Annotated in this window: 16 protein-coding genes and 1 tRNA gene; 8 read left to right on the forward strand and 9 right to left on the reverse strand. The window is 63.6% G+C overall.

What is annotated here, in order from left to right; all coding sequences use genetic code 11:
• Window positions 1–55: 55 nt before the first annotated feature.
• On the forward strand, window positions 56–1,021 hold the full coding sequence (locus tag EGN72_RS15795) for a GlxA family transcriptional regulator (RefSeq protein ID WP_127049263.1): 966 nt from the start codon (window positions 56–58) through the stop codon (window positions 1,019–1,021).
• Window positions 1,022–1,084: 63 nt separating this feature from the next.
• On the opposite strand, the gene EGN72_RS15800 is transcribed toward EGN72_RS15795, so the two are convergent.
• Window positions 1,085–3,097, reverse strand: coding sequence for a M3 family metallopeptidase (locus EGN72_RS15800; protein ID WP_127049265.1), 2,013 nt, complete (start codon window positions 3,095–3,097; stop codon window positions 1,085–1,087).
• Between the two features lie 129 nt (window positions 3,098–3,226).
• On the opposite strand from EGN72_RS15800, the gene EGN72_RS15805 reads away from it, so the two are divergent.
• The 3 genes from EGN72_RS15805 (at window position 3,227) to EGN72_RS15815 (ending at window position 6,874) form a co-directional block, all read left to right on the forward strand.
• A complete protein-coding gene (locus EGN72_RS15805; RefSeq protein ID WP_127049267.1) occupies window positions 3,227–4,867 on the forward strand; it encodes a CHAT domain-containing protein in 1,641 nt (546 codons plus the stop codon).
• A complete protein-coding gene (locus EGN72_RS15810; RefSeq protein ID WP_127049269.1) occupies window positions 4,864–6,315 on the forward strand; it encodes a hypothetical protein in 1,452 nt (483 codons plus the stop codon). Before EGN72_RS15805 ends, EGN72_RS15810 begins: the two co-directional genes overlap by 4 nt.
• Window positions 6,316–6,394: 79 nt before the next feature.
• On the forward strand, window positions 6,395–6,874 hold the full coding sequence (locus EGN72_RS15815) for an MmcB family DNA repair protein (RefSeq protein WP_370323321.1): 480 nt from the start codon (window positions 6,395–6,397) through the stop codon (window positions 6,872–6,874).
• Window positions 6,875–6,901: 27 nt separating this feature from the next.
• On the opposite strand, the gene EGN72_RS15820 is transcribed toward EGN72_RS15815, so the two are convergent.
• Window positions 6,902–7,111, reverse strand: coding sequence for a DUF6324 family protein (locus EGN72_RS15820; protein ID WP_127049273.1), 210 nt, complete (start codon window positions 7,109–7,111; stop codon window positions 6,902–6,904).
• 112 nt (window positions 7,112–7,223) lie between these two features.
• Between EGN72_RS15820 and EGN72_RS15825 the strand changes: the two genes are divergently transcribed.
• Window positions 7,224–7,300 (forward strand) — tRNA-His (locus EGN72_RS15825).
• Between the two features lie 234 nt (window positions 7,301–7,534).
• Window positions 7,535–9,877 carry a Tex family protein gene (locus tag EGN72_RS15830; RefSeq protein ID WP_127049275.1) on the forward strand — a complete coding sequence of 781 codons (2,343 nt, stop codon included), beginning with the start codon at window positions 7,535–7,537 and terminating at the stop codon, window positions 9,875–9,877.
• Window positions 9,878–9,926: 49 nt separating this feature from the next.
• Here EGN72_RS15830 and EGN72_RS15835 read toward each other — a convergent pair whose 3' ends face one another.
• The 7 genes from EGN72_RS15835 to EGN72_RS15865 all read right to left on the reverse strand — a co-directional run bounded on the left by EGN72_RS15835 (window position 9,927) and on the right by EGN72_RS15865 (window position 17,323).
• Entirely contained in the window at window positions 9,927–10,622 is a 696-nt protein-coding gene (locus tag EGN72_RS15835) for a hypothetical protein (protein WP_127049277.1), read from the reverse strand.
• Window positions 10,623–10,742: 120 nt separating this feature from the next.
• Window positions 10,743–11,693 (reverse strand): carbohydrate kinase family protein, encoded by a 951-nt coding sequence (locus EGN72_RS15840; protein ID WP_127049279.1) that lies wholly within the window; start codon window positions 11,691–11,693, stop codon window positions 10,743–10,745.
• Window positions 11,690–12,739 (reverse strand): ABC transporter ATP-binding protein, encoded by a 1,050-nt coding sequence (locus EGN72_RS15845; RefSeq protein ID WP_127049281.1) that lies wholly within the window; start codon window positions 12,737–12,739, stop codon window positions 11,690–11,692. The genes EGN72_RS15840 and EGN72_RS15845 overlap by 4 nt, the downstream gene beginning before the upstream one ends.
• Before the next feature lie 3 nt (window positions 12,740–12,742).
• Entirely contained in the window at window positions 12,743–14,230 is a 1,488-nt protein-coding gene (locus tag EGN72_RS15850; protein ID WP_127049283.1) for an argininosuccinate lyase, read from the reverse strand.
• Window positions 14,227–15,096, reverse strand: coding sequence for a carbohydrate ABC transporter permease (locus EGN72_RS15855; RefSeq protein WP_127049285.1), 870 nt, complete (start codon window positions 15,094–15,096; stop codon window positions 14,227–14,229). The genes EGN72_RS15850 and EGN72_RS15855 overlap by 4 nt, the downstream gene beginning before the upstream one ends.
• Complete coding sequence (locus tag EGN72_RS15860) at window positions 15,093–15,989, reverse strand: carbohydrate ABC transporter permease (protein ID WP_127049287.1); 897 nt, start codon at window positions 15,987–15,989, stop codon at window positions 15,093–15,095. Before EGN72_RS15860 ends, EGN72_RS15855 begins: the two co-directional genes overlap by 4 nt.
• Window positions 15,990–16,066: 77 nt before the next feature.
• Window positions 16,067–17,323, reverse strand: coding sequence for an extracellular solute-binding protein (locus EGN72_RS15865; RefSeq protein WP_199743761.1), 1,257 nt, complete (start codon window positions 17,321–17,323; stop codon window positions 16,067–16,069).
• A gap of 176 nt (window positions 17,324–17,499) precedes the next feature.
• On the opposite strand from EGN72_RS15865, the gene EGN72_RS15870 reads away from it, so the two are divergent.
• Together EGN72_RS15870 and EGN72_RS15875 are read left to right on the forward strand one after the other, a co-directional pair.
• On the forward strand, window positions 17,500–18,705 hold the full coding sequence (locus tag EGN72_RS15870) for an ROK family transcriptional regulator (protein WP_127049291.1): 1,206 nt from the start codon (window positions 17,500–17,502) through the stop codon (window positions 18,703–18,705).
• 3 nt (window positions 18,706–18,708) lie between these two features.
• Window positions 18,709–21,057, forward strand: coding sequence for a PIG-L family deacetylase (locus tag EGN72_RS15875; protein ID WP_127049293.1), 2,349 nt, complete (start codon window positions 18,709–18,711; stop codon window positions 21,055–21,057).
• Window position 21,058: the final 1 nt, after the last annotated feature.

Consider the following 21,058-nt stretch of genomic DNA (forward strand, 5'->3'; position numbering starts at 1 on the left):
TGCGGCACAGCTTAAGAGGCTTGGCAAAGCAGGTTTTGCGTTTTACGAAGTATCCATGACAAAACCCGCAACAATTTTCGCCCCCTCCACGACCCCATTGTCGCTGGCGGTGCTGGTCCTGCCGCAGGCCTCGATCCTAGAGGTGGCAAGCACCCTGGACCCGATGCGCTCTGCCAACCGCCATCTCGGGCATGAGGCTTATCGCTGGCGCATCCTGTCGCGCGATGGCGGGCCGGTGCCGCTGACCTGCGGCATTGATCTGCCCGCCAGCGGCACGCTGGAACAGGCCGCAGGGGCCGATGCGCTGGTGGTGATTGCAGGCTTCAAACAGGCCGAGGTGGCCACCCGCCCGCTGATCGCCGCCCTGCGCCGCGCCGCCCCGCGCTTTGCCGCGATCGGGGCGATTGATGCCGGGCCTTGGGTGCTGGCACGGGCGGGGCTGCTGGATGGCTACCGCGCCACCGTGCATTGGGAAGACTTCGAAGACCTCGCCGCCGCCCACCCCGAAATCGACGTGGTGCAAAACCGCTATATCATTGATCGCAATCGCTTTACCGCAGGCGGCGCTTCCCCTGCCGCCGATCTGATGCTGCATCTGATCGCCGCACGCCACGGCCCTGCCCTCGCCCGTCAGGTCGCCGCCAGCTTCATCACGACCCCGCGCGATGGCACTGACCCACAGATGCAGGCGCAAAATCCCCGGCTCGATCCGCGCCTCGCCCATGCTATCGCCCGGATGGAGGCGCATCTCGACACCCCCGAACCGGTGGCCGATCTGGCTCGCAACCTCGGCCTGTCAACCCGGCGGCTGGAAACCCTGTTCCGTGCCACGCTGAACCAAAGCCCCGCCGCCTATGCACTCGGCCTGCGCCTCGCCGCCGCCCGCCGCATGATCACCGACACACATCACTCACTGGCCGAGGTCGCCCTGCGCACCGGGTTTTCCAGCCCATCCACCCTCAGCCGCGCCTTCACCCGCGCCTTCGGGCAGCCCCCCTCCAGCCTGCGAAAACCGCGCTGAATTCATCTATTCAAAAATATCCCACGGGGGTGCGGGGGTGTGAAACCCCCGCCCTTTGCCGCCTCACGCCACGTCCAGCAGCCCGCGCCCTTTCAGCAAAGGCTCTACCCCCGGCATCCGGCCGCGGAATTGCGTATACAGCGCCTCGGCATCCTGCGATCCCCCGGCCGACAGGATGAACTTTTCCAACCGCGCCGCCACGTCGGGGTCGAACGCATCACCGGCCTCCTCAAAAGCGGCAAAGGCATCGGCGTCCATCACCTCGGACCACATGTAGGAATAATAGCCCGAGGAATAGCCGTCGCCAGAAAACACATGCGCGAAATGCGGCGTGGCATGGCGCATCCGGATCGCATACGGCAGGCCGATCTGGGCCAGCACTTCGGCCTGTTTTGCCATCGGATCGGCAGGGGCCGCGCCTTCGTGGAAGGCCAGATCAACCAAGGCACTGGCCAAGAACTCCACCGTGGCAAACCCTTGGTCATAGGTTCCCGCCGCCAGCAGGCGTTCCAGCATATCGGCGGGCATCGCCTCCCCGGTTTTCACATGGCGGGCGTGTTTTTCCAGCACTTCTGGCACTTCCAGCCAATGCTCATACAACTGGCTCGGCAGTTCCACGAAATCCCGCGCCACGGAGGTGCCGGAAATAAAGCCATAAGTCACATCCGACAACATCTGATGCAGCGCATGGCCGAATTCGTGGAACAGGGTGCGCGCATCGTCATAGGATAGCAGCGCAGGCTCCCCCTTGGCGAAATTGCACACATTCACCACGATGGGGCGCACATCGCCGCCCAGCTTTTTCTGCGACCGCATGGCCGAGCACCACGCGCCCGAGCGTTTGGAGCCGCGCGCGAAGTAATCCCCGATGAACACCGCAATATGGCGGCCCTCGCGCGTCACCTCCCATGCCCGCGCATCCGCGTGATAAAGCGGTGCGTCCAGTTCCCGAAACTCCAACCCGAACAAGCGGTTGGCGCAATCAAACTGTGCCGCCAGCATCGCCTCCAGCGACAGATATGGCTTCAGCACCGCCTCATCCAGATCATGTTCCGCCTTGCGGCGTTTCTCGGAATAATAGCGCCAGTCCCATGGCTCCAACGGGCCATTGATGCCTTCGGCCTGCATCATCGCCTCCAGCACGGCGGCATCGGCTTCGGCCTTGGCCTTGGCAGGTTTCCACACCCGCATCAGCAAATCGCGCACGGCTGCCGGGGTTTTGGCCATTTCCGGTTCCAGCTTGAAATCGGCAAAGCTGGCGTAGCCCAGCAGCTTTGCCCGCTCTTCGCGCAGGGCCAAGGTTTCCGCCGCAATCGCGCGATTGTCATTGGCATTGCCATTCTCACCCCGCGCGACCCACGCCTCATAGGCTTTTTGCCGCAACTCCCGCCGGGGCGAAAATTGCAAAAATGGAACAATAAGTGAGCGGTTGAGCGTAATAACCGGGCCAGAAACACCCTTTTCCGAACCTGCGGCCCGGGCACTGGCGATCACGAAATCGGGCAGGCCTTGCAGATCGGCCTCGGCCACTTCCATGAACCAATCGCGTTCATCGGCCAGCAGGTTCTGGCTGAATTGTGTGCCCAGCACCGCAAGCCGCGCTTTTACCGCTGTCAGCCGCTCTGCCGCATCGCCGCGCAATTGCGCGCCAGAGCGGATGAACATCCGCCGATACAAATCCAGCACCCGCAATTGCTCCGCCCCCAAGCCTTCGCGCGCCCGCCAGACCGCTTCGATCCGGGCAAAAAGCGCTTCGTTATTGGTGACTTCGGATGAAAACGCGCTCATCTTCGGGGCCAGATCGCGTTGCAAGGCCTCGCGCGCGGGGGTGCTGTCGGCGCCGGCGAGGTTGTAAAACACACCTGCCACCCGGTCCAATGTGGCCTCGGCCTGTTCCATCGCCTCGATCACATTGGCGAAATCGGGGGTGGCGGGGTTTTCGGCAATGGCTTTGATATTGGCGCGGGCCTCGGCCAAGGCGGCGTCAAAGGCGGGGGCGAAATCGGCGTCCGTCAGGGCGGCAAAGGGCGGCAGCGCGAATTCGGCAGTCCAGTCGGACAAAAGCGGGTTGGTCATGAATGTCTCCTTTCCCCGCAAGCTAGGCACAGCGCGGGGCTTCGTCCAGTGCGCGCGGGCGCGACCGCCCGGAATTCTCTGCCGAATTGTCACTTGACCCTGCCCCCGCGGGCCAAGCACAGTTGCCGCATGTTACGCGCGTTTTTCCTTTGGCTTTTGTCCCTGACAGCCCCGGCAACCGCCTTCGCCAGCCCCTTGCTTGCCGACCCGATGGCGGAAAGCTTTGCCATGGCGCAGCGCGGCTATGCCTCCTCGGCGGGCAATGCCTTGCGCCAGATTGCCCTGCGCGCCGCCGCCACCGATCCCGCCCTTGCCCCAAGCTTGCGCGCGCGCCAAGACCAGACCGAGGCGCTGGCCCGTGCCGAACGCGCGCTGGCCGATGCGCTGGCCGCCAATGACCCCCGCGCCGTGGCGCGGCTCAGCGCCGAGGCTGCCGCCCTGCGCAACCAGATCGCCGCGCTGGAGGCAGATATCGCCCGCCGCTTTGACGGCTTTGCCAGCCTTGCCGCGCCCAACCCGCTGACCCTCGATCAGGCGCGGGCCTTGCTGGCCCCGGATGAGGCGCTGCTGTTCACCTTTGTCGCCAAGGACACGACTTTCGTGTGGTTTCTGCGGCAGGGTTTCACCGTTTGGCACCGCTTTCCGCATGGTCAGGCCGATCTGGCGCAGGTGGTGCAAGAGATTCGCGCGGGCCTTGGCGTCACAACCACCCCCACCCGCGCCGCAGCCCCGCTGGACGACAGCGCAGGCCCCGGCTTGCCCGTGTTTCGGCGCGACCTGACGCAGGCGCTGTATCGTTTGTTGCTGCAACCGGTGGGCGATGGCTTGGCAGGCGTGACCCATCTGATCGCGGTGACAGATGGCCCCTTGGCCGCCCTGCCTCTGCACCTGCTGACGACCGAGGCTGAGGACAGCAGCGCAACCAGCGACCCGGAGGCGCTGCGCCAAACCGCTTGGCTGATCCGCGACATGGCGATCACCACGCTGCCCTCGGTCGAAAGCCTTGCGGCCTTGCGTGCCAATCCACCTGCGCCACGGCAGGAAAACCCGCGCTTGTTTGCTATGGGCGACCCGGTGCTGGGCCGCGCGCTGGCGCAGAAAACCGCACTGACGCGGGGCGGTCTGGGCGACCCTGCGGCGATTGCGGCGCTTGCCCCATTGCCCGGCACAGCGCGCGAATTGCGCAGCATCGCGGCCCAGTTTGCCCCCGAGGCGACGACCCTGAAACTGGCAGCAGAGGCGACCGAAACCGCGCTGAACACGCCCGAGGCGCAAGCCGCCCTGTCGCAGGCCGATGTGGTGGTCTTTGCCACGCATGGGCTGGTGTCGGGAGAGTTGGGCCTGACGGAGCCCGCCTTGGTGCTGACCCCGCCCGAGATCGCGACCAGCGCCGATGATGGTTTGCTTTCGGCGTCGGAAATTGCGGGGCTGTCGCTGTCGGCCAGTTGGGTGATCTTGTCGGCATGCAACACAGCGGCCAGTGATGGTCGCGCCGATGCCGATGGGTTTTCCGGGCTGACACGGGCCTTTCTTTTGGCAGGGGCGCGGGGGCTTTTGGTGTCGCATTGGCCGGTGCGCGATGATGCCGCCGCCCGATTGACCACCACGGCGCTGGCCGAAATGGGGGCCGCGCCCGAAGGCCAGCCGTTGCGCCGGGCCGAGGCTTTGCGCCGCGCCATGCTGGCCCTGATGGCCGACAGCAGCGATGACAGCTTGGCGCATCCGTTTGCTTGGGCCCCCTTTGCCATGGTTGGGGAGGGGGGCTATTGATCCGCGTCCTGCTTTTTCTGGCCGCGCTGGCGTTGCCCTTTGCGCCGCAGCCGGTTGCGGCCCAAACCACCGACCCCACCGCGCTGACCGAAAGCTTCCGCGACCGCCGCGATGCCGGCGAAGCCCCCGGCGCGCTGGCGGCAGAGCTTGGCCCCCAGATCGCCGACCCACCCGCCGCCGACGGTTGGTTCGCCCCGCTGATCCTGCATGCCGAACTGCTGGCCGAGGCAGAGCAGTGGCAAGCCGCCTATGACGCCCTGATCCGGGCCGAGGGATATTTTTACACCGTCCCCGAGGCTGACCCGATGTTTCTGGACTGGATCCTGATCTTGCAGGGTCTGCGCCTTGCCGATCTGGGCCATTACGGCGATGCGGCAGACAGGTTGGAGCCGCTGCTGCCCAGCGTTGCCGCGCTGTTTGGCGAAGGCGATCGTGCGGCGCTGTTGCAGGCGATTCCGATCTGGCGCGCGATCATGCTGCATGCCGAACCAGAGCGGGCCTTTGCCCAGTTGAACGCCGCCGTGGCCGCCTATGAATCCGGCAACCCCGGACAGGCCGAACCCTTGGCGCTGGGGCTGTTACTGCCGCGCGAAACGCTGGGCGATGAACCCCTGCCCTTTCTGATCACCGCGATGGCGCAATCGCTGTTGTCGCTGATCGCGGCAGATCGCGGGGCAGAGGCGATGGCCGATCAATTTGCCCGCAACGCCGTGGCGCTGCTGAGCGAACCGGAATGGCACGGCAGCGGCCCGTTGACCCTGCGCGCCCTGCCGCCAGAGCCGGAGTTCACCGATATGGCGGTCACGGTGCTTTTTGCCGCCGCAAGCCGCGCGCTGGACCAAAACGGCCCCCCCCGCGCCAAGGCCCTGATGGCGGCGATGACGCCACTGGCCACCACACCGCAGCGCAAGGTCTATGTGTTGAACCTGCAAACCATCATGGCGGGCAATGCGCAGGATCTGGACGCGATGATTGATCTGAACCGCGCGCGGCTGGCGCTGTTGCAGGCCAACCCGCAGGCCGATCCGCTGGACCTTGAAACCAACGCCTTTGAATACCGCCTTCTCAGCGCGTTTCGCGATCTGAAGGCGGGCCAATCGGTTGATCTGGCGGCGCTGCAAGCGCAGGCCGGGGCTGTTGGGTCGGCGCTGCATGTCACCTTGTTCACCGATTTGCTGGTGACTTTGGGCAAAACCTATCTGGCCCCCGATCAGGTGCTGGTGCTGGCGCAGCAGGCGATTGACCAGCGCGACAAAACCACCGCCGCGCTGACCCAGTCGGAAACCGCGCGCGATGCCTATTTGCGCGCCGGTCGCGACCTGACGGAAACCTGGCTGAACGCGGCCTTCAACCTGACCCGCGCCGATATCGCTGCCTTTCCCCCCGCGCAGCTTGTCTGCTCGGATGAAACGGAGGCCGCGTTTTGCGTGGTCTGGTCTGCCGAATAACCCACCCACAGGCGGCTTGCTTTACGTTCCCGCTTCGTTCATGGTTAAACAACCCTAAACGCTGGTTCCCATGCCCCAGATGCAGCCTGCCCTTTTGCCCCCTGCCGCCCCGCTCAGCCCCGGCCAAAGGCTGGCGCGTGGCACATGCCGCCATCTGGCAGCCCTTGGCTTTGCCTGTGTCGAGGAATTGGTGCCAACCTCGGGCCTGCGCGTCGATGTCATGGCACTGGGACCGAAGGGGGAGATTTGGGTGGTGGAGTGCAAATCCTCACGCGCGGATTTTCAGACCGATCGCAAATGGCGGGGCTATCTGGCGTGGTGCGACCGGTTTTTCTGGTCGGTGGATGCCGATTTCCCGGTAGAGATGTTGCCCGAAGAGACCGGGCTGATTTTCGCGGATGACTATGACGCCGAACTGATCCGCATGGCACCAGAGACGAAACTGGCCGCGCCGCGCCGCAAGCTGGTGACGCAGATCTTTGCCCGCACGGCGGCACAGCGCCTGCAAGGGCTGCGCGATCCGGCCCCCGGCCGCGCGCTGCGCGGACCGTTGGGCTAAGCCGCAGCCGCGCGCCCCAAAAGAATGTCAGCGCTTTTTCTTGCCGCCGCCATCGCCCATGGCCCGCGCGGCTGCGGCTGCGGCGCGCAATTCCTCGGCGATTTCTTCGGCTTCATCCGGGTCAAAATCCAGCGGCAATTCCACGCCGTCGCCTTCGACATAAAGGCGCACCATGCCAAGACTTGTCGGCCCAATCTGCAAATTCGCCGCAATGTCACTTTGCTTGTCGATACCCATGCCTATCCCCTGACCAAACTGGTTTTTTCCCGCATAAACTGAACCCAAGCGACTGACAAGCGCTGCAAAGGGTCTTGCAATCACCCGAAACCCGGTCTAAATCGCCCCAAGTGCCGCGTTAGCTCAGTTGGTTAGAGCGCTTGATTGTGGATCAAGAGGTCCCCCGTTCGAGCCGGGGACGTGGTACCATCCCCCCCTACGCATCGGAATTCGCTTGCAAAAGCACAGCAAAGGCATAGCCTTTGGGGCACCAGACACAGGAGTCGCCCCATGAAAATGTTCATCGCGCTTGGCCTTTTGACCCTGTTGTCTGCCTGTGGGGGCGGGGTGCCGCTGATTCCCCTGATCTAACGCATCACAGGGTCTTGGCCCCGGCGCGCGGTCTGGCTATGGTCCGGGTCCAACCCAAAAGACCGGAACAGCATGACCCCAGATCTCGCCGCTCGTATCGCCCGCCTTATCGCCTCGGAAATCGGGGCGAACCCTGCCCAAGTCAGCGCCGCCGTAGAGCTTTTGGATGGCGGGGCCACGGTGCCTTTCGTCGCCCGCTACCGCAAAGAGGTGACAGGCGGCCTTGATGACACGCAGCTGCGCAACCTTGATGAGCGTCTGACCTATCTGCGCGAATTGGAAGCCCGGCGCGCGGCGATTCTGTCCTCGATTTCGGAACAGGGCAAGCTGACCGATGATCTGACCGCCAGCCTGACAAAGGCCATGACCAAGGCCGAGCTGGAAGATATTTACCTGCCCTATAAGCCCAAGCGCCGCACCCGCGCGATGATTGCGCGCGAAAACGGGCTTGGCCCCTTGGCCGAGGCGCTGCTGGCCGACCGCAACGCCGATCCGCAGGTGCTGGCCTCGGGCTATATCAATGCCGAAGTGCCGGATGTGAAAACCGCCCTTGAAGGCGCGCGCGATATCGTTGCCGAAGGACTGGCCGAAGATGCCACACTGCTGGGCAAACTGCGCAACCATATGAAATCAGTGGGCCGTCTGGCCGCCACGGTTGTCGCGGGCAAAGAGGCCGAAGGCGCCAAGTTTTCCGACTATTTCGCCCATTCCGAGCCGTGGCACTCTGCACCCTCGCACCGGGTTCTGGCGATGCTGCGCGGACGCAACGAAGGTTTCCTGACGCTGGACCTAGAGGTGGACCCGGACGCCCCGCGCGGCCAATCCCCTGCGGAACAGATGTGCGGCGCGGCTTTGCAAGCAGGTGGCACGGGCAAAGCCGACCAATGGCTGCGCGAGGTGGCGGCATGGACATGGCGCATCAAGCTGAAAACCAGCCTGACGCTGGACCTGATGGGCGATCTGCGCGACCGCGCCGAGGCCGAGGCGATCCGGGTGTTTGCCCGCAACCTCAAGGATTTGCTGCTGGCCGCCCCGGCGGGGGGAAAGGCCACGATGGGGCTGGACCCCGGTATCCGAACGGGCGTCAAAGTGTGCGTGATCGACGCCACGGGCAAGCTGTTGGCCACCGATACCGTCTATCCGTTCCAGCCCAAGAACGATCTGCGCGGCGCACAGGTGGCAATTGCGCAGATGATCGGCAAACACGGCGTCGGCCTGATCGCCATCGGCAATGGCACAGCATCCCGTGAAACCGAAAAGATGGTGGCGGACCTGTTGGCCGTGCTGCCCGCCACCGCGAAAAAGCCAACCAAGGTTGTGGTGTCCGAAGCAGGCGCCTCGGTCTATTCGGCCTCGGAACTGGCGGCCAAGGAATTCCCCGATCTCGACGTGTCGATCCGTGGCGCGGTCTCCATCGCGCGGCGTTTGCAGGACCCGCTGGCCGAATTGGTAAAGATCGAACCCAAAGCCATCGGCGTGGGCCAGTATCAGCATGACGTGGACCAGCACCGCCTTGGCCGCAGCCTTGAAGCGGTGGTCGAAGATGCGGTGAACGCGGTGGGCGTGGACCTGAACACCGCGTCTGCCCCCTTGCTGGCCCGTGTGTCCGGTGTCGGGCCGGGCTTGGCCGAGGCGATCGTGGCCCATCGCGATGCCAACGGCCCCTTTGCCAAACGGCGCGACCTGCTGAAAGTGGCGCGGCTGGGGCCGAAAGTGTTTGAACAGGCGGCAGGGTTCCTGCGGATTTCCGGCGGGGCGGAACCGCTCGATGCCTCCTCCGTGCATCCCGAAGCCTATGATGTGGCGCGCAAGATCGTCGCTGCTTGTGGCCGCGACCTGCGAGAAGTGATGGGCTCACCAAAACTGGCGCAGCTTGACCCGATGGCCTTTGTCGATGAACGGTTCGGCCTGCCCACGATCAAGGACATTCTGTCGGAACTGGAAAAACCGGGCCGCGACCCGCGCCCGGAATTCAAAACCGCAACCTTTGCCGAAGGTGTGGATGATATCAAAGACCTGAAACCCGGCATGATGCTGGAAGGCACGGTGACCAACGTGGCCGCCTTTGGGGCCTTTGTCGATATCGGCGTGCATCAGGACGGGTTGGTCCATGTCAGCCAGCTTGCCGATAAATTCGTGTCTGACCCGCATGAGGTGGTGAAAGCCGGTGATGTGGTCAAGGTGCGGGTGGTCGAGGTGGATGTGCCGCGCAAGCGCATTGGCCTGACCATGAAAAAAGACAGCGGCGAGGCGCGCGACCAAGCCGCCGAGCGGCGCGCGGGAGGGGGCGGCCAGCGCCCTGCGGCAGGCAAAGGCAATGCGCCGCCCAAGCCCGCACAGATGCAAAGCGCCCCGAAATCCACGGGCGCGGCGAACCCCTTTGCCGATGCGCTGCGTGGCAAGTTCGGCAAATGAAAAAAGGGCCCGGTCGCAATGACCGGGCCCTTTTTTGGTATCAAGTCAATCAGTTGGTCAGCAGGTAATAGCTGTTGCGCTTGCTGCCCTGATTCATGACCGAAACGTTGAAATACCCGTTCCAGCGCGGCACGAAATCGCAATAGAACTTGTCATAGACCCGCGCGGGGCAAGACACCCGATTGCCGTTTTCATCCGTTACAATCACCGACAAGGGCGCATCGCCATCGCCCGAGATACCGATCTCGGCATAGGAATTGCCGTAGAACGGGATTTTCCAGACATCAATCGCACCCGCAGGCAAGCGGCTGAGCTGTCGCGAGGCACCACCGATACGGCCCCGCGCGCCTTCGGCCTCGATATCTTCAATCAGGCCCAGAAGGGTTTCATCGCCCGCCGCAAATTCACGCGCCGAGGCCAGCATCATGGCCGCATCTGCCGGGGCATCGGCCACATCGGCCTCTTCGGTGACACCGTCAGCGGGCTTCTGCTCGCCTTCCCGCTCTACATCCGTCATCTGCACGCCTGCGGCCAGCTTTGCCGCTGTCAGTGCCAGCAGCGCGTCCTTGTTGGTCAGGCTGAGGGCATAAAGCCCCTGCGCCATGTCAAATTGCGCCACGCCGCCGGGTTGGCCGGTTGCGGCCTCGTCCATGTTCAAACCGGTTTTATCTTGCGCGAAACCGGGCGCGGCAAAGGCAACCAGTGCTGTCGTCGCAAGGATGGTTGAAAAGCTCTTAAAGGTCATAATTCTGGTTCCTTCCTGAAGAATGCCACCGATGGGGCGGGGTTGCCCATGGATATAAGCCTTCTATAGCAGGAGTTCGCGTTTTGTAGGTAGTGACAATTTCCGTCATCTGCCGCGCGATTATTCCGCCGCTGTGCGAAACCGCGCCAAACGCCCCAAGCCCCGCGCCCCCCCTTGCCGCGCCAGCGCAATCGCCGCTGTATGCGCGCCTGCATCAAGGCAAGCGGCAAGCGCCGCGCCATCCAGCCAGCGATCCAGAAAGCCTGCGTTGAAGGCATCGCCCGCACCAACCGTATCCACCACCTCCAGCGCCACGGCGGGGCGGTGCAGCCGTGCCGTGCCTTGCAGCGCGCTGGCCCCCTGCCCGCCCTGTTTCACCACGACCAAGGGCGCGTAATCTTGCAGCGGCGCGTGGCGGGCCAAGGCTTCGGCTTCGCTTGCATTGGGCAAAAAGACATCGACATCGCGCAGCAAGGGGCGCAGATCATCGCGGGCCAGCACTTCGGCATCCCATGCGCAATCGACCGAAACCGTCATGCCTGCCGCCTTGGCCTGCGCGACCACTTCCGGCTGTTCCACAAGGCTGGCAAGTTCGCCGATATGTAAATGGTCAAACCCGCGCGCCGCGATCAGCGCGGCCAAGCCATCCGGCATCGCAGGGCCGCTGCGCCGGGTGACAAAGGCCCTGTCACCCCCCGTAATCATCGCCACTGTGATCTGCGGCTCTGCCCCGACGGCGGCAAAGCCACAGGGCGAAAGATCGACGCCGGATTGCGCAAGCTCTGCCGCGATGGGCCCGGCAAAGGGTTCTGCCGGGATGACAGAGGCCAGCGCCGCCCCCCGCCCCAGCGCCGCCAGATAGGCCGCAGTGATATAGGCCCCACCACCTGCGGCGATAACCAGATGTTCGGCATAAACCTCTTGCCCGGCGGCGGGCGGGGCCGAAAGCCCGGCCATCACCAGATCGCAATAGAGCCGCCCGGTGGACAGCACGCGTTTGGGCCGGTGGTCGCCCCCCCCCGATCTTGCGCGCCCCAGTGCCGCCCCTGCCTGACTTGTCCCGCCCGTCATCGGATCGCCACCCCTTCGGCATCGAACAAATGCAGGTTGGCCGGGTCCACCGTCAGATGCACCTGCGCGCGCAAGGGCGGCGGCGTGCGGCCATCGGCGCGGGCCACCACCTCTTGCCCGCCAATATCGACATAGGCCAGCGTTTCCGCGCCCAAAGGTTCCAGCACCGAAACGCGGCCCGCAAAACTGCCCGCATCCGGGGTTACGCGCAGATCATCGGGGCGGATGCCAACCGTCACGGCGCTGCCCACGGCCCCCGGCGTTTTGCGCGCGATCACGCGGCCCGCAACCTCGATCCCGTCTGCGGTGATGCGGCCTTGCAGCATGTTCATCGACGGCGCGCCGATGAACTGCGCGACAAAGGCATTGGCGGGTTGGTGGAACACCTCGGCCGGGGTGCCAACCTGTTGAATATGACCGTCTTTCATAATCACGATCCGGTCGGCCATGGTCATCGCCTCCACCTGATCATGGGTCACGAAGATGATGGTGGTGCCGACACGTTGATGCAGTTTCTTGATCTCCAGCCGCATCTGGGTGCGCAATTGGGCATCGAGATTCGACAGCGGCTCATCAAACAGGAACACCGCCGGGTCGCGCACCATGGCCCGCCCAATCGCCACGCGCTGGCGCTGACCACCCGAAAGCTGCGCGGGTTTGCGGTCCAGATACTCGGTCATCGACAGGATTGCCGCTACCTCCTCGATCCGCTTTTCCTTGTCGGCTTTCGGCATCTTGGCCGTGCGCAGGCCAAAGCCGATATTCTTGCGCACCGACATATGCGGGTAAATCGCGTAATTCTGGAACACCATCGCGATATTGCGATCCTTGGGTTCCAGATGGTTGACCACCGCGCCGCCAATCCGCACCTCGCCGCCCGAGACATCCTCCAGCCCGGCGATCATCCGCAGAGTGGTGGATTTACCGCAGCCCGACGGCCCGACGAAAACCACAAACTCGCCATCGGCCACATCCAGATTGATGCCATGCAGCACCTCGGTTTTGCCGTAAGCCTTGACGAGATTGTGCAAGCTGAGCGTGGCCATAGTCTACTCCGACAAAAGGTCTGCAAAGGAGGCATCCAGTTCGGTTGCCGCTGTCGTTATCCGTTCAAACCGCAGGCGGATCATTTCGGCGCATTCGCCCAACTCGTATTCATATTGCGCAAAGGCGTCGTCCATCGCCTCGGGTGCGGGGCCGCCAAAGCGGTTGCGCTGCGCGATGAAATTCCGGGCGCTGACGGCATGGGCAAAACCGGGCGCATCCAGCGCCGGTTTGCGCCCGGTTTCCGCGATGAAGGCCAGCGAAAAGGCGGTAAAGCCCTGCGCCAAAGGCACGCCGCGCCCGATCACATCGCGCGCGGTTTTTGCCGCCACCTCATGCGCCTGGCGAAAGCTAAGGCCTTCGGTGCGCACCAATGTATCGGCCAGTTCCGTCACGGTCACGCAGGCGGCATCCATATTCGCGGCCACGCGGTCGGCCCGGATGCTGCACGCCGGGACCAGCGCGCCAAACAGGGTCAGCACCCGCGCGGCGCTGTCAAAGGCGGCATAGCCCGCAACCTGAACCTCGCCTTCGCTGTCATTCATATCGGTGAAGGGGGTGTTGTGCATGGTATTGACCACCGCATCACAGCGCCCCACCGTCATCGAGGCCAGATGCCGCATATGTTCAATCGGCACCGGGTTGCGCTTTTGCGGCATGATGGATGAAATCTGCACCATGGAATTGGGCACGTAAAGCTGGCCCACCTCAAACGCGCTCCAGAATTGCAGATCCTGGATCACGCGGCCCAGATGCAGGAACATCAGCTTCAGCGCGGAATACAACCCGGTGACATAATCAACCGAGGCGATACAGCCGTAAGAGTTGCGCATAGGCCCGCTGAACCCCAGCAGTTCCGCCATCCGGTGCCGGTTGATCGGAAAGCCCGAGGTGGTGATGGCCGCCGCCCCCATCGGGCAATGATCCAGCGCATCCCGCGCCTCGCACAGGCGCACGCCATCGCGGATAAGAACCTCTGTGGCTGCGGCAAGGTAATGGCCAAAGGTCGTGGGCTGGGCGGGTTGGCCATGGGTATAGGCGACGATAGGTGTATCGCGTTCGGCCTTGGCCTTGGCGATCAGGCCCAACGCCACCGTCATCACCAAGTCCAAAAGCTGGTCGGTCTTGTGGCGCAGAACCATCTTGAACACGGTATGGTCCATATCGTTGCGCGACCGGGCGGTGTGCAGCGCGCCGGCGACATCCGGGCCAAGGCGGCGTTTCAGCTCTGCCTCCACCAGAAAGAAATAATCCTCATATTCACCGGTATAGGTCAGGGCGGACAGGTCCACCTCGGCGTCAATCGCCACCAAGGCCTGCGCGATCTGCCCGGCGGTGCTGCGCGGCAAGATGCCCTCTTCGGTCAGCATCACCAGATGGGCGCGGTTGATATCGCGCACCGGGCCTGCGTAATGGGTCTTTGCGGCCTCAAACAAGGGGGCCAGCACCGTGTCACGATAGGCCGGATTGGGAAATCTGCTTTTGTCGGTCATCCTTTCAGCCCCGCCATTGCCACGCCGCGTATGATATAGCGCTGAAACACCAGAAAGACGATCAGCGTGGGGATGGTGGCCAGCGCCGCCCCGGTCATGATCAATTCCCATTCCACCGCCTGTTCCACGCTGAAGGTCGTCAGCCCCACGGGCAGGGTGTAAAGCTCTGCCGAATTGGTCACGATCAGCGGCCAGAGAAACGCCGTCCAGTTGCCAAGGAAGATGAAGATCGCCAAGGCGCTCAGCGCGGGGGTCACCAGCGGCAAGGCGACCGACCACCAGATCTGAAACTCGTTCAACCCGTCGATCCGGGCAGCTTCCAGAAAATCATCGGGCACGGTTTCAAAGAACTGCTTCATCAGGAAGGTGCCGAAGGCCGTCATGATACCGGGGAACATGATGCCCCAATAGGTATCCAGCCAGCCAAAGCTTTTGGACATCAGATACCACGGGATCACCAGCATTTCGGTGGGGATCATCAAGGTAGACAGGATGGCGATGAACACGAAAGTCCGCCCGCGAAAGGTGAACTTGCACAGCGCATAGCCCACCAGCGCATCAAAGAACACCGCCGAAAGGGTGGTCAGCGTGGCGATCAGGAAGGAATTGCCGAACCAGCGCAGAAAGCGGCCATCCGACAGCACATAGGTGTAGTTTTCAAAGGTCGGCTCTTTGGGGATGATGTTCAGATCATACATCTCGAACGGGTATTTGATGCTGGCCGACAGCATGTAGACAATCGGCATCACCATCACGATCGCGCCCATGGCAAGCAAGGTCCAGCGCAGCACAGACCAAGGGTCGCGCGGGCCTTTGGCGGCACGCGTCTGCATCAGCGCGGCAGAGCTGGCGCGGATTTCGGTCATGGTTTTTCCCTCAGAATCCGCAGTTGCACCAGACTGACGGTCAGCAAAATCGCAAACAGCACGACGGTTTGCGCGGCGGCATAGCCCATATCAAAGCTGGAAAACGCGGTTTGATAGATCATCAGCACCAAGGGTTTGGTGCTGTCCAACGGGCCGCCGGGGTTGTTGGTGGTCATGTTGAACACCTGATCGAATATCCGCAAAAACCCGATGGAGGAGAACACCACCAGAAACACGATCGTCGGTTTCAGCAAGGGCAGCGTGATCTCCCACAAAATGGTCCAGCCGGAAACGCCGTCAATCCTCGCTGCCTCATAATAGCTGGTGGGGATGGCCCGCAGCCCCGCCATGAAGATGATGATCTGAAAGCCCAAGCCCGCCCAGATCGCCGGGATCAGGATAGAGGGCAGCGCATTGCTGGTGGAGTTCAGGAAATTGACCTGCGCAAAGCCAAGCGAGGCCAGGAAGTTATTGAACAACCCGATTGGCACCGGTTGGTAAAACCAGCGCCAGACCCAAGCCATAGCCACGGTCGAGGTGAGGAAGGGCAGGAAATACAGCGCGCGCAACGTGCCATGCAGCAGCCGGGTCTTATCCAGTTGATAGGCAATGACAAAGCTCAGCACCAAGGAAATCGGCGTGCCAAGGATCAGATAGACAAAGGTATTCCGGAACACTTTCCAGAACACCGGGTCATGCCACAGCTTGACATAGTTTTCCAAACCCACCCATTCGCGCGGGCCCAGCAGGTTCCAGCTTTGAAAGCTTAGAACAATCGCGTTGAAGGTGGGATAAAACCGGATCACCACATAAAACAGGATCGGCAGGGCCAAAAAGCCCCAAGCCCAAACCACCTGTTTCTGGCGGATGGAAAGGTTGCGATAGCGCTTCATCGGGCGTTCCCTGTCATCGGGCGGCGGCCAACCTGAAAAAAGCGGCCCGGACATGCCGGGCCGCAGGTTCAGGAAGGTTATTTCTTGTAATAGCCATCCAGAATGGCCTGTTCTGCGGTGGCGGCAGCGGCCAAGGCATCGGCGGCCGATTGCCCTTCAAGGAACATCCGGCTGACCGCATCCACCAGCACTTGCCGCTGACCGGATTCGTCTGCGAAAACAGTGGTCTGGGCATAGCCAAGCCCCGCCACAAACGGCCCGAACACCGGATCAGCAAGGTTCGCCTCGGTCATCGCCGCCGATGGTTTCGCGGGCAATTCGCCAACCGTATCCAACCAGATCTGCATCGCCTCATCGCTGGTGATATATTCCATGAACTTGACCGAGGCCTCGTATTTCTCGCCCTCGGCCTTGGAGGTGATCGCGTTCACCCAATAGCTGGCATAGTTGGATTTGGTGCCATCCGGCCCGGCGGGCAATTCGGCCACGCCCCAATCCAGCCCGCGCGTATCCTTCAGCGCGCCGATGCGGAACGACCCGTCGATATGCATGCCCGCGCGGCCCGCTTTGAAGGCGGCTTGCGGTTCATCCATGAAGGTGGATTTGGTGACGCCATGCTTGGCTTCCAGATCGGCATAGAATTGCAGCGCCTTCACACCGGCTTCGGTGTTATAGGTCACGGTCTTGCTGTCTTCGGAATAGGGCGTGCCGCCGAACTGACGCAGCAGCACCTCGCGCCACCAATGGTGATCCTGCGCGGTCATGCCAGAGGTCAGCCCCTCGGCGGTGATGTTACCCGCGCCATCCTTGGTGGTCATCTTGGCGGCCATGTCCACCAATTCATCCAGATTGGCAGGCGGTGCCTCGATCCCCGCTTCGGCAAACATGCGCTTGTTGTAAAACAGCGCGAGCGAGCGGACTGCCGTGGGCAGCGCCATGTAATTGCCGTCGATCTTCATGGCGCGGACCATGGGGAAGAATTCCGCCTCGATCTTGTCTGCCGGGAAATTCGCTGCCGGAAGCGGTTGGATCAGGTCGGCCTCGACATAATCATTCAACCAGCCATAGAACAATTGCACCACATCCGGCCCTTCGCCTGCCGGAATGGCGGCGGCAACCTTGGTGCGGTAATCGGCATAGGGAAAGGTGCTTTGCTTGACGGTGATATCCGGGTTGGCCTTTTGGAAATTCTCGATCAGCACATCCATCGCCTTGATCCGGGCGTCAAAGATATACTGCCAATATTCAATCTCTACCGCCGAGGCGGGACTTGCGGCGACAAGTGCCGCGAGGCTGGTCGCGGCGGCAAAGGCAAAACTCTTGAAGGCTGTCATGGTCATCCTCTCCTAAAGCGGCCTGCACCCCATGTCAGGCCCGGTTGACGCGGCGCAGCCTTCTGAACCCCGCTGGTGTGGCCCGATGGGTGGGTTGCGTCCGGTTGACACAAGTGTTGACGGCTTCCTTGCAAAGATCAATACTTTATTCAAATGTTTTGAGTTAAGGTTCGCGCGTGCCCATTCCTCCCCGCCAGATTGCCGGCAAAAACGCCGAAAAGACCAAGGCGCATAACCGCCGCGTGGTTCTGGGCTATCTTCAGGGCCGCGATGCGGGCCGGGCCGAGATTGCCAAGGCCTCGGGCCTGTCAACGCAAACCGTGTCGAATCTGGTGGCCGAGCTGGAGGCCGAAGGGCTGGTAGAGGCTTTGGGCCGCCGTGCCGCCGCACGGGGCCAGCCGCCGCTGGTCTACCGCTTTCATGCGCGCGGGGCGGCGGTGCTGGGGTTTGAGGTGCGGCCCGATACCTTGTCCATGGTGTTGACCGATCTGGGCGGCACCGCGCTGATGACCCATCAGGACCGGCTGTCAGACACCGCCCCCGCGCAGGTTCTGGCCCAGATGGCGCAAATGGCGGCAGAGGCGCGCGCCCTGCCCGATTGCCCGCGTATTCTGGGCGCCGGGCTGGTGATTCCCGGTCCGTTCGGGGTCGAAGGGTTAAGCGCGGCAGGGGCCACCACCCTGCCCGATTGGGATGCAGCCACCATCCCCGGATTGGCGGAAACCGCGCTTGGCCTGCCTGTCTATCTGGACAAGGACGCCACCGCCGCCGCCCTTGCCGAAGGCATGTTTGGCGCGGCGCAGGGACTTTCCTCTTTTGCCTTTCTCTATTTCGGGTCGGGCCTTGGGCTGGGTGTCATCACCCAAGGGCACCCGCTGCGCGGCGCGTTTGGCAATGCGGGGGAATTGGGCCATGTGGTGCTGCATCCCGGCGGCTTGCCCTGCGATTGCGGCAATCTTGGCTGTCTGGAACAATATGTCAGCCGCCTGTCGGTGCAGCGCCACCTGATCGACGCGGGCCTGTTGCCTGCGGGCGCCATGGGCACCGATGCCACCATCGCCCGCCTGCTGGCCGAGGCGCACCCCGCCTTGGACGCTTGGACCAACAGCGCCGCCGAGGCCCTGTCGCGGGCGATCGGCATGTTGGAAAACCTGTTTGACCCGCAGTCGATCCTGCTGGGCGGGGCCTTGCCCGATGGCCTGCTGGACCGCCTGATCGCGCGGCTGTCGCTGCCGCCCGGCTCGGTTGCGCGGCGCACTGACCGCAGCCACCCCCGCGTGGCGCGCGGCACCTCGGGCCGTCTGACCGCCGCTTTGGGGGCAGCAGCACTTGTGATCCATGACACTGTCACCCCTCGGCTTGATGCCCATGAACTGGAATAACGGATGCCCCTGACCGATGCCGCCCGTATCACCGCCCAAACCAGCCAACCCGCCGCCCTGATGCTGTGGCGGGCGCTGCAACCCCTGCGCGGGTTGGTGCGGTTCATGAATTCCGGCGCGCATCCCGATGATGAACACAGCGCCATGCTGGCCGCGCTGACCTATCGCGACGGGCTATCGGTGTCTTATGTCTGTTCGACCCGTGGCGAAGGGGGCCAAAATGATATCGGGCGCGAGGCGGGGGCCGCCCTTGGCACCCTGCGCACCGCCGAGATGCACCGCGCCGCCGATGTTCTGGGCCTGTCGATGTATTGGATGTCGGATACACCTGCCGACCCGATCACCGATTTCGGCTTTTCCAAATCCGGGGTGGAAACCTTGGCGAAATGGGGCCACGCCCATACCCTGCGCATGTTGGTGCAGGCGATCCGCGCCGACCGCCCGGATATCCTTTGCCCCACGTTCCTCGATATCCCCGGCCAGCACGGCCACCACCGCGCCATGACCCAAGCCGCGCATGAGGCAATCGCCGCCGCCGCCGACCCCGCGTTTGAAGCGGCGGGCGAGGCGTGGCAAGTCTCCAAACTCTACTTGCCCGCGTGGTCCGGCGCGGGCGATGCCTATGACGATGATCTGCCGCCACCTCCCGCCACTGTCCACATTCCCGGCGCGGGGCATGAGCCGCTGTCAGGCTGGACATGGGCCGAGATTGGCCAACAATCCCGCGTGTTTCACGCCACCCAAGGCATGGGCCGCTGGACAGGCGGCGAGGAGCCGCAGGGCTGGCCGCTGCATCTGGCGCATAGCGTGGTCGGCCCCGACCGGGCGGGAAAACACGGCGCGATCACCGATAACCTGCCCAATTCCTACCGCGACCTGCTGCCCGGGCATCCCGAGGCAGACCATCTTGATACCGAACTTGCCGCCTGCGTTGCGGCCTTTCCCAACCGCGCCGCCGTGCTGCATCACGCGATCTGGGCCTTGCATCATGTGGAAACCACCCGCCTTGCCTGCCAAAACCGGGGCCAAGATTACGCCCTGCACAGGCTGGACCGCACCGCGGCGCAACTGTCGCGCGTGGCCTTCCTTGCCACCGGTGCAAGGCTGACGGCACAGCTTGCCACAGATCACGCCAAACCGGGTGACACCATTGGCGCCACGCTGCGACTGGTTGCGCCGGACCCGTTGTGCCACCTGCAAGCGTCCTGGCACCTGCCCGATGGCTGGCACAGCAGCGCGGACAGCATCACGCTGCCTGCCGATGCCGCCGCCTTCAACCCATTCCCGATGGTCCACCACGCCCATGCACCCCAAGGCCCGGTCGCGGTGCGCGTCACGCTCAGCTATGAAGGCCTTTGCGCCACGCATCTGCTGCCTGTTGAGACGCAGCTTTTGATCCTGCCCCGCCTTGAAGCAAGCGTGACACCGGATGCCGCCTTCCTCAACACCGCCGCGCCCAAACCCATCGCGCTGCGCCTCAGCCAAGGGGCGAGCCTGAATGCCCCCACCGGTTGGTCGCTGACCCCAACGGCCCAAGGCGCAACCCTGCACCCCAACGCGCCGGAACCCGGCCTGCTGACCCTGCCCATCACCAAGGGCGGCCAACCTGCGCAAAGCGTCACCCGCTTCAACCACCCCCATACCGGCCCGCTGATCCACCCCAGCCCCGCCACCCTGCGCCTGCGCGTGGCCGAGGTGGCGCTGCCCCCCGCCCGCATCGCCTATATCGGTGGCGGCAATGACCGCGCCGACCATTGGTTGCGCGCCATGGGGGCCGATGTCACCACGCTGGACGATGCCGCGCTGACCGCGCCTGCACTTGCCGAATACGACAGCCTTGTGATCGGCATTTTCGCCTTGCGCTTCCGCCCGGCCCTCGCCGCCCTGATGCCCGCCATTCACCACTGGGTGCAGGCAGGCGGCACGCTGCTGACGCTCTATCACCGGCCGTGGGACAATTGGGATGCCACCAAAACCGCCCCCGCCCCGCTGGAAATCGGCAAACCCTCTCTGCGCTACCGCGTCACGGATGAGGCGGCGCCTGTCACCCATCTGCTGCCTGACCATGCGCTGCTCAATACCCCCAACCGCATCACGCCCGAGGATTGGCAAGATTGGGTCAAGGAACGCGGCCTCTATTTCGCCAAAAGCTGGTCGCTCGCCTATCAGCCCTTGCTGGAAATGGCCGACCCAGACGAAGCCCCGCATCGCGGCGCGCTGCTCTCGGGGCGCTTTGGCAAGGGCCAGCACCACCACTGCGCCCTGATCCTGCATGTGCAGATGGAGGCGCTGGTGCCGGGTGCCTTCCGCCTGATGGCCAATCTGACCGCCCCGCCAGCGACGCTGCCTTGAC

The sequence above is a fragment of the Pseudorhodobacter sp. E13 genome (assembly GCF_003991405.1).
Lineage (GTDB): Bacteria > Pseudomonadota > Alphaproteobacteria > Rhodobacterales > Rhodobacteraceae > Pseudorhodobacter.

Excerpts from the sequence above, each read along its gene's own strand:
- EGN72_RS15805 (WP_127049267.1), top strand. The coding sequence starts at position 3,227 with ATGTTACGCGCGTTTTTCCTTTGGCTTTTGTCCCTGACAGCCCCGGCA.
- EGN72_RS15860 (WP_127049287.1), bottom strand. The coding sequence starts at position 15,989 with ATGAAGCGCTATCGCAACCTTTCCATCCGCCAGAAACAGGTGGTTTGG.
- EGN72_RS15795 (WP_127049263.1), top strand. The coding sequence starts at position 56 with ATGACAAAACCCGCAACAATTTTCGCCCCCTCCACGACCCCATTGTCG.
- EGN72_RS15800 (WP_127049265.1), bottom strand. The coding sequence starts at position 3,097 with ATGACCAACCCGCTTTTGTCCGACTGGACTGCCGAATTCGCGCTGCCG.
- EGN72_RS15815 (WP_370323321.1), top strand. The coding sequence starts at position 6,395 with ATGCAGCCTGCCCTTTTGCCCCCTGCCGCCCCGCTCAGCCCCGGCCAA.
- EGN72_RS15820 (WP_127049273.1), bottom strand. The coding sequence starts at position 7,111 with ATGGGTATCGACAAGCAAAGTGACATTGCGGCGAATTTGCAGATTGGG.
- EGN72_RS15835 (WP_127049277.1), bottom strand. The coding sequence starts at position 10,622 with ATGACCTTTAAGAGCTTTTCAACCATCCTTGCGACGACAGCACTGGTT.
- EGN72_RS15875 (WP_127049293.1), top strand. The coding sequence starts at position 18,709 with ATGCCCCTGACCGATGCCGCCCGTATCACCGCCCAAACCAGCCAACCC.
- EGN72_RS15850 (WP_127049283.1), bottom strand. The coding sequence starts at position 14,230 with ATGACCGACAAAAGCAGATTTCCCAATCCGGCCTATCGTGACACGGTG.
- EGN72_RS15855 (WP_127049285.1), bottom strand. The coding sequence starts at position 15,096 with ATGACCGAAATCCGCGCCAGCTCTGCCGCGCTGATGCAGACGCGTGCC.
- EGN72_RS15840 (WP_127049279.1), bottom strand. The coding sequence starts at position 11,693 with ATGACGGGCGGGACAAGTCAGGCAGGGGCGGCACTGGGGCGCGCAAGA.
- EGN72_RS15830 (WP_127049275.1), top strand. The coding sequence starts at position 7,535 with ATGACCCCAGATCTCGCCGCTCGTATCGCCCGCCTTATCGCCTCGGAA.
- EGN72_RS15865 (WP_199743761.1), bottom strand. The coding sequence starts at position 17,323 with ATGACAGCCTTCAAGAGTTTTGCCTTTGCCGCCGCGACCAGCCTCGCG.
- EGN72_RS15845 (WP_127049281.1), bottom strand. The coding sequence starts at position 12,739 with ATGGCCACGCTCAGCTTGCACAATCTCGTCAAGGCTTACGGCAAAACC.